This window comes from uncultured Campylobacter sp. (assembly GCF_937997405.1).
Taxonomy (GTDB): domain Bacteria; phylum Campylobacterota; class Campylobacteria; order Campylobacterales; family Campylobacteraceae; genus Campylobacter_B.
Genome location: NZ_CALKTL010000105.1, coordinates 1 through 8,693 on the forward strand (window position 1 = coordinate 1; position 8,693 = coordinate 8,693).

Sequence of the window (8,693 nt, forward strand, 5' to 3'; positions counted from 1 at the left end):
CATAATTTACGACGTTTTTGCGAAAAGCGATCTCCGAAATTTTAAGGCGGTTTTCAACCCTCGCATAATCCAAAAACGGCAGACTTATGCTTACGTTGCCACTTAAAAAATTTAGCTTGAAGCTATCGTTGGCACTCACGCCTTGCCCGTTAGTAAGCCCTGCGCCCAAATTCACGCTAGGAAAGAAATTTAACTTAGCGGTCTGTTCGTCGTAAAAGCTGGAATTTAACCTAGCGATCGCAGCTCTAATGTCGGGGCGGTTAGCAAGCGCTGTGTAAGGCACATTTAGATCAACGCCTTGGAATTCTATAGAATTTATCGAATCGGTGTTATCATCAAATTGCAAGCTGGAGGAGATGAGATTTCTCATATATTTATGATTATCCTCGATATTTTTTTGAATGCTTAAAACCTTGTTTTCAAGCCCTAGGATAGAATTTTGAATCTGCCTGTAATCAAGCTGTTCGGACTTGCCGTAATCGTATTTTGCCTTGATTATTTTTTCGATCTCTCGGTAATCGCTTAAATTCTGTTTTGTCCATTTTAGCGAATCGTTTAGATAAAGCATCTCGAAGTAGCCGCTTACGACAGAATTTATAAGAGTCAGGCGGGTATTTTCGAGATCAAACTCGCTAGCTTTGGCGTTCCAGCCCTCGGCATTTACCGCCGAGCGGATCTTGCCGAAAAGATCAAGCTCATAGCTTACGTTAAAACCAGAGCTATAGGTTTTGTTCCAGTTCGAGCCGGTGCTTATGTCGCGATTAGCGCCCGCACTCCACGAGCTACTTAGCGTAGGAAAAAGATCAGCCCTGCTTAGCCCTAAATTTGCATAAGCACTCTCAACATTTAAAGCCGCTGTTTTTAGATCGTAGTTATTCGCAAGGGCTTGATCTACAAGCTTATTTAGGTATGATTCGCCATATTTTTTATACCACAGCGTATCTATTTCATAGCTTGCATTTTCGTCCTTGAAATGCTCTACAGGCTTAAATTCGACCTCACTTTGATTTGAGGCGCAACCGCCGATAAAAACAGCTAAAACGCCGCTTAAAATTACTTTGGAATTTATCATTTTCTCTCCTTGGTTATTCTTGTGCTAAAGCATCTATCGGATTTAATCTGCTGGCGTTTCTTGCCGGCAGATAGCCGAAAACTATACCGATCGCGGACGACGCCGCAAAAGCGATCACGAAAGGCGCAGTAGTAAATTTCATCGCAAAATCCGGGCTTATGGTATTAAACGCAAATCCAAGCGCCAAAGCGATTAAAATTCCTAAAGCTCCGCCGAGCGAGCAAAGCAAGATCGCCTCTATCAAAAACTGCTGCAAGATATTGGATTGCTTCGCGCCGATCGCCATCCTGATGCCGATTTCGCGCGTGCGCTCAGTAACGCTTACGAGCATGATATTCATCACGCCGATGCCGCCGACGACGAGTGAGATCACCGCGATTGATGAGATCAGAATCGTCATCGTGCCGGTAGTGCTTTGTATTGTTTGTTTGATAGTATCTGCGTTCATCGTATGAAAATCCCGCGAACCGTGTCTTTGGATAAGTAGCTGAGTTAGGCTCTCTTCGGCCACTTGAGTATTGACATCGTCTTTTATTTTGATGGTAATAGAGCTGATTTTTCGATTGCCCGTGATTTTATTCATCACAGTTGAATACGGCGCGTAAATTCTTAAATTTTCGTTGCTTCCGAAGGCGTTTTTATCCTTGCCCGAAACTCCTATGATCTTAAGTGGCTTACCCGAAAATAAAATCGTCTTACCGATCGGATCTGAATTTTTAAAAAACGTTTTTTTAGTGTTTGGATCGATAATCGCGACAGAGGCAGAATTTTTAATATCATCGTCGCTAAAATTTCTACCATCTTCTATATCTATGCCATTAACCGCCAAAGAATTCACGCCGCCGCCGCGCAGTTGAGCCTTGGAGCTTAAATTCGCATAGGTTGCCGTACCGCTTGCAGAAGCATTTGGTGTAGCATAATCGACGTAGGGCTGGCGCGCCAAAACTTTAGAATCGCTTATCGTAAGGGTGCTCACGAAGCCCGCACGCACGTCGCCGAAATTTTTACCGGGAAAGATATCAATCGTATTGGTGCCAATTTTACGGATCTCGGATAAAATTTGCTCCTCCGAACCCTTACCGAGAGCTACTACGCAGATAACCGAGGCGATGCCGATGATGATGCCTAACATCGTCAAAATCGATCTTAGTTTATGCGAAAATATCGCGCTAATGGACATTTTAAAGCTCTCGATGAGCTGATCTTTGCAAAATATAAAGGAATTTTTAGTTTTAATCTCCTCTTTTTTGCGCTCAAAAACCCGCCCAGCTTTTCTTTTATCACTTAAAATTTTACCGTCTTTTATCTCGATGATACGATCCGCAAATTCCGCAATATGCGCGTCATGCGTAACTATGATGATAGTGTGGCCCTCTTTGTGTAGCGCCGTTAAAATTTGCATCACCGTCTCGCCGCTTTTGCTATCAAGCGCGCCGGTGGGCTCGTCGGCCAAAATCACTTCACCGCCGTTTATCAGAGCGCGGGCGATACTTACGCGCTGCTGCTGTCCGCCGCTAAGCTTGCTCGGTAAATTTTTAATGCGGTCGCCAAGCTCCAGTTTATCCAAAAGCTCCACCGCTCGTTTCGTCCGTTCGCTCGCCCCTATGCCTGCATACACCGCAGGCAGCGAGACGTTTGCGGTAGCATCCATCGTGGCGATGAGATTGTATTTTTGAAAGACAAAGCCGAATTTTTTGCTTCTAAGCGCCGCAAGCTCGTCGCCACTTAAATTTGCTACCTCGCGACCCTCGATCTTGTAGCTTCCGCTGCTTGGCGTATCGATACAGCCGATTATATTCATCAGAGTCGATTTTCCGCTTCCCGATTGCCCGATTATTGATATAAACTCGCCTGCTTCGATATTTAAGCTTACGTCCTTTAGGACGTGGATTTCGTTATCGCCGAGAATGAATTTTTTGTTTATATCTTTAAGCTCTAACATCTTCACACCATAAAATTCTCTAAAATACCATCGGAGGCCCGTCCATATTTAACGGTGCGGCTTTTCCGTCGGCGATGAGCACCTCATCTTTTTCATCAAGACCGCTTAAAATTTCAGTATTCAGATCGTCGCTGACGCCCGTTTTTACGTATCGCTGCTCGGGCTCTTTGCCGTTAAGCACAGTGACGTAATCGCCTCCCCCGTCGCGCTTAATGACGGAGGTAGGTAGATAGCTCGTATTGTTCGCTTCGCTTACGATTATATTGTTTTCGGTCGTCATTCCGATCTTTAAAAAATCGTTTTCGTTATCTACGAGCATCTTTGCGTAAAAATAGATCGCGCTGTCGCTACTACTGGAGGATGAGGAGCCGCTAGAGGTTTTATCGTAAGTCCCGTCGCTAAGCGTGGTAAGACCCGGATCGATCTTGTAAATTTTAGCCTTTTTGATATTATCCAGATCCGATAGTATGGAGTATTCTACGTCCATTCCAACCTTTACTTTAGATATATCGCCCTCTGCGATCTGCATCTTGATCTCCATCTTGCTCAGATCGGCAATCTTTACGATCGTAGGCGTAGTTTGGTTGGAATTTACCGTTTTGCCCTCCTCTACCGGCATGGAAACGATCGTGCCGCTTATCGGAGCCGTGATCTTGGTATAGCCGAAATTCGTCTCCGCCGTGCTTAGCTGAAGTTTGGTCTGCTCGATCTGCGCCTCGATCTGCTTCTGCTCGGCCTCTTTTAAAGCGGCGCTATTTTTAGCGTTTTCCACAGCCTCTTTGGAAGCGGCGTTTCTTTTATACAGCTGCAGCTCGCGGTTATACTGCGTTTTAGCGTTTGCCGCGGCGATCTTTGCCGAAGCCAAATTTGCTTCGTGGATTAGAAGCTGCGCCTTTTGCTGCGCAATCTCGTTTTCTTGCGTGACCGAGTCAATCTGTGCGATCATATCGCCTTTTTGAACCTTATCGCCCACTTTGACGTAGAGCTTTTTGATCTGACCGCTTACCTGAGCGCCCACATCGACCAAATCCCTGGCATAAACCTCGCCCGCAGCCGTTACCGTGCCTCTGATACTACCCTTCTCAAGCCTTGTGGTAAGGGCCTTCGGCACCTCTTCTTGTTTAAAAAATTTGCCGTATAAAAAATATATCGCAATGACGATAAACAGAGTAAAGGCGATAAATTTCAATGTTTTTTTCATTTTTCCAACTTCAAATAAAATAAAGGCTAATTCTAATGTAAAAATATAAAATTTTAGTTAAATACTAAATTCTTTGCTCGCGCAGGGCATAAAATTTCATGATCTTTTTATGTAAAATTAGCGAAACGCAGATCAGCGCCGAGCCCGCAAGTAGGCGCGCCAGATCGGCGTCTTTTTGCCAAAATACTAAATTTACGACGATCGCTGCGGGAATGAGCGCGTTATTCATGATCGCAAGCACGCCGCTATCGACTTCGCACGCGCCTTTGTTCCACAAAAAATATCCCAGAGCGCTTGCGACAGTTCCTAGATACACGATCACCGCGCCCTGCGAGAAGCTAGGATTAAATTTAGAAAAATCCCCGAGCACTATCGCGGCAATCGCCGTAACCGCGGTAGCCCCCACAAAAAAGTAGCCGAAAAGCTCCTTCTGCTCGCTAAAGCCGTGGCGCTCCAGCATAAATTTATACGCGCTCTGTCCGAGCCCGAAGCATAAATTTGCGCCTTGCACGAGCAAAAAGCCCGTCAAAAACTCGGAATTTATCGCGCCGAATTTTATCACCAAGGCACCTAGCACCGCGACTGCTACGCTAAAAAGATATAACGCGCAAAATCTAAGCTTAAGCGCGTCGTAAAGCAACGTCACGTAAAACGGAGTAAATATCGTAAAAAGCGCTACTTCATAGACCTTCAAATACGCAAAGCTACGGTAGTAGAAGATATACATCACGCCGATCTGCACGGCGCCCACGGCGCAAATTTTAAGCGCCAGGGCGGGATTTACGCCGCGAAATTTCATAAACGGCAAAAAGCAAATTAACGCCAACGATACGCGCGAAAACGCCAAATACGCGCTGTCTATGCCGCGCAAAAACTCGCCTATCAGCGAGAAACTAAAAGCCCAAATACAAGTAACCAAAATCAGTTTTTTCAAAACGTCCGCCTAAGCTTTAAAATTTAGGCGGAATTTTATAAAATTTTAGTTGAATTTGGGATTTAAATTTCGCCCACGCGGCATAAATTTAGGTTTTTATTTATTTTAAATGTGTTAAAATTATCCGATTTTTGAAATTTAAGGGTAAAAATGAACGACGTTTCGGTTATAGTTCTTGCCGCAGGACTCGGCACTCGGATGAAGTCGCAAAAAGCTAAGGTTCTTTTCGAGCTTTGCGGCGAGCCGATGATAATCCACATCTTAAAGAAAGCTTACGAAATTTCAAACGACGTGAGCGTGATTTTACACTATCAATTCGACGAGGTTAAAAGCGCGGTTTTGGCGCACTTTCCAAACGCCAAAATCTACAAACAAGACCACGAGCATTTCCCCGGCACTGCGGGCGGGCTAAAAGAGGTCGAAATCAGCGGAGCCAAAACGCTCATAATCTGCGGCGATATGCCTTTGGTAAAAAGCGCCGAGCTTCGCAAACTCTGCGAGGGGGACGCGGAGGTAAATTTAAGCGTTTTTAGCGCGCGAGACCCATTTGGATACGGCCGCGTAATCACCCGCGGCGGCGAAATTTTAAAGATCGTCGAGCAAAAGGACGCAAGCGAGGAAGAAAAGGCGGTAAAAGACGCAAACGCAGGCTGCTACTGCTTCAAAAGCGAGGCATTGAAACAAATTCTGCCGCAGATCAAACCAGATAACGCTCAAAAAGAGTACTACCTCACAGACGCGATCAAAATCGCCAAAGATATGGGTTTAAAATGCGCCGCCGTGTGGGTGGATGAGCAAAGCTTCATGGGCATAAACGATAAATTTGCCCTCAGCATCGCCGAAAATTTAATGCAAAACGAGATCAAAGAAAATTTGATGAAGCAAGGCGTTTTAATGCGCCTACCGCAAAGCATCTACATCGATAGTAGGGCGAAATTTATCGGCGAGTGCGAGCTGCAAGAAAACGTAAGCATCATCGGTCCTTGCGTGATCGAAAGCTCGCTCATAAAAAGCGGCTGCGTCATCGAAGATAGCATTGTAAAAAACTCCGACATCGGTCCGATGGCGCATCTGCGCCCAAAATGCGAGGTTATAGGCACCCATATCGGAAATTTCGTCGAGCTTAAAAACGCAAAAGTAAACAAGATCAAGGCGGGGCATTTAAGCTATCTTGGAGATTGCGAGATCGATGAGGGCAGCAATATCGGCTGCGGCACGATTACGTGCAACTATGACGGCAAGAAAAAATACAAAACGATAATCGGCAAAAACGTCTTTATCGGCTCGGACACGCAGCTAGTAGCGCCCGTGCGGGTAGCCGACGACGTCATAATCGCCGCGGGCACGACTGTCACGAGCGACGTTCCAAGCGGCGCGCTGGCGATCAGCCGAAGCAAACAAATCAACAAAGATGGATTTTTCCATAAATTTTTTAGGAGCGAAGATGAATAAGAAAAAGGTTTTACTGGCGGTTTGCGGGAGTATCAGTTTTTACAAAGCGTTTGAAATTTTATCCGCTCTGAAAAAGTCGAATTTCGACGTCTATGTCGCGCTCAGCGACGGCGTGCAGGAGTTTGTCAGCTACAAAGCATTCGAGGCGCTGTGCGATCACCCCGTGCTTTGCAAAGCCAACGAAAACTGGCAGGCGGGCATCAACCACATCGCTTATTCCAAGGTGGATTTGGTTTTGATCGCGCCTGCGACGGCAAATACTATAAACAAGCTCGCGTGGGGCGTCTGTGACAACGTATTTTTAGAGGTGCTAAACGCGGCTTTCGCCCATGCAAAGGTAGTTATCGCGCCAGCCGCGAACCCCGCACTACTTGAAAATAACATCACAAAAAACTGCATCGATATGCTAAAAGCGAGCGTGAATGCGTATTTTGTGGATCCGATAGAAAAAACCCTAGCTTGCGGAGATACCGGCAAGGGCGGACTAGCGAGCACCGAGGCGATTATGAAGACGCTAAAGCGCGCGCTTTACAACGATAAATTTTGGGAGGATAAAACCGTCATCATCACCGGAGGCGCGACGATCGAAAAGATCGATAGCGTGCGCGGCATTACGAATTTCTCCAGCGGCAAAACCTCCAAAGCAATTGCCGACGCGCTGTTTTATCTGGGTGCGGACGTGACGCTGATCTCTAGCAACGAATATGAAAATTTACCATACAAGCTCGTTAAATTTGAAAGCACTATCGGTCTAAAATCGGCGCTTGACAGCACAAAATTCCCAGACGGCGCGTATTTGATAATGGCCGCCGCGGTAAGCGACTACTCGCCGAAGGTGCGCTATAAAGATAAGGTAAAAAAAGCGGAGATCGGCGAAATTTGGAATTTACGCCTGGGCGAGAACGAGGATATCTTAAGCTCCGTGCGCGGAAATATCAAAAAGGTGGGCTTTAAACTAGAAACCGACCGCGAAAATGCCGTCGGCGAGGCCAAACGCATGCTTAATGAAAAGCATCTCGACGCCGTCTGCCTAAACGTACTGGACGACATCATCAAGCTCGGCGGCGACGTCCTTAAGGTCACTTTCATCACGAAAAACGATCAGGTCGTAATCGACACCGCGCCGAAGGACGAAGTAGCCCTAAAAATCGCGGCTGAGCTGAAAAAAATCTGATCCGTGAATAGCCTACATCATCTCGCTCTTGTGATGGACGGCAACGGGCGTTGGGCGAAAAAGCGCGGTCTGCTACGCACCGGCGGGCACGAAGCGGGCGCGGAGGTCGTGGAGCAGATCTGCGAGTTTTGCATTGACGAAGGCATCGCAAACCTCACACTCTACGCCTTTAGCACCGAAAATTGGAAGCGTCCGAAAAGCGAAGTGGAATTTTTGATGAAGTTGCTTCAAAAATTTCTAATTTCGCGCCGTGAAAAATTTATCCAAAACGGGATAAAATTCTATCCGATCGGCGACATATCGGCTTTTGAGGGCGATCTGCGAAGCGAGATCGAATATCTTTCAAATTTAACTCAAAACGGGCGAGCGCTAAATTTTAACCTAGCGATCAACTACGGCTCGCGAGACGAGATCGTGCGAGCGTGCGAGAGGCTGCTTGCAAGCGGCGAGCGACTAAGCGAAGCGGGCATCGGCGCGCATCTGGATACCGCGCACAGCGGCGACGTGGATCTGCTGGTGCGCACGGGCGGCGAGCAGCGGCTGTCGAATTTCTTGCTCTGGCAGGCGAGCTACGCCGAGCTTGCGTTTACGCCGACGCTGTGGCCGGATTTCACGCGCGAGGAGCTTGCGCGTATAGTGAACGATTTCCGCCGCAAACAGCGCCGCTTCGGCGGTCTTTGAGCTACGGCGCAGTCGCTCTAACGGTCGCTTTAAATTTTAAAATTTTAATTTGCAGAATTGCCTATGACGCAGTAAATTTTAAAATTTAATCTGCTGGCGCTCGCGATACCTTGAAATTTTAAAATTTCAGGATTTTAATTTACGGCGTCGTAAAATTTAAAATTTTAATTACGTAAGCGCGCGGTACCGTGAAATTTCAAAATTTTAGAATTTTAAAATTTCGTCCTTTTAAATTTA

7 protein-coding genes are annotated in these 8,693 nt (G+C 46.5%); 3 read left to right on the forward strand and 4 right to left on the reverse strand.

The window, feature by feature from the left end:
• The 4 genes from Q0372_RS05650 to Q0372_RS05665 form a co-directional block, all read right to left on the reverse strand.
• Positions 1-1,072 (reverse strand): TolC family protein (locus Q0372_RS05650; protein WP_298103608.1); only part of this gene is annotated, 1,072 nt, incomplete at its 3' end.
• A gap of 13 nt (positions 1,073-1,085) precedes the next feature.
• Complete coding sequence (locus Q0372_RS05655) at positions 1,086-3,014, reverse strand: MacB family efflux pump subunit (protein ID WP_298103610.1); 1,929 nt, start codon at positions 3,012-3,014, stop codon at positions 1,086-1,088.
• A 19-nt stretch (positions 3,015-3,033) separates the two neighbouring features.
• Positions 3,034-4,215: an efflux RND transporter periplasmic adaptor subunit gene (locus Q0372_RS05660; protein WP_298103614.1), complete on the reverse strand. Its 1,182-nt coding sequence runs from the start codon at positions 4,213-4,215 to the stop codon at positions 3,034-3,036.
• A 64-nt stretch (positions 4,216-4,279) separates the two neighbouring features.
• On the reverse strand, positions 4,280-5,149 hold the full coding sequence (locus tag Q0372_RS05665; RefSeq protein ID WP_298103617.1) for an EamA family transporter: 870 nt from the start codon (positions 5,147-5,149) through the stop codon (positions 4,280-4,282).
• 150 nt (positions 5,150-5,299) lie between these two features.
• On the opposite strand from Q0372_RS05665, the gene glmU reads away from it, so the two are divergent.
• Genes glmU through uppS form a run of 3 tightly spaced genes read left to right on the forward strand, consistent with a single transcriptional unit; the run spans position 5,300 to position 8,456 of the window.
• Positions 5,300-6,601, forward strand: a complete 1,302-nt coding sequence (glmU, locus tag Q0372_RS05670; RefSeq protein WP_298103620.1) for a bifunctional UDP-N-acetylglucosamine diphosphorylase/glucosamine-1-phosphate N-acetyltransferase GlmU — start codon at positions 5,300-5,302, stop codon at positions 6,599-6,601.
• A complete protein-coding gene (coaBC, locus tag Q0372_RS05675; protein ID WP_298103624.1) occupies positions 6,594-7,775 on the forward strand; it encodes a bifunctional phosphopantothenoylcysteine decarboxylase/phosphopantothenate--cysteine ligase CoaBC in 1,182 nt (393 codons plus the stop codon). Before glmU ends, coaBC begins: the two co-directional genes overlap by 8 nt.
• A gap of 3 nt (positions 7,776-7,778) precedes the next feature.
• Positions 7,779-8,456, forward strand: coding sequence for a polyprenyl diphosphate synthase (gene uppS, locus Q0372_RS05680; protein ID WP_298103627.1), 678 nt, complete (start codon positions 7,779-7,781; stop codon positions 8,454-8,456).
• Positions 8,457-8,693 lie beyond the last annotated feature (237 nt).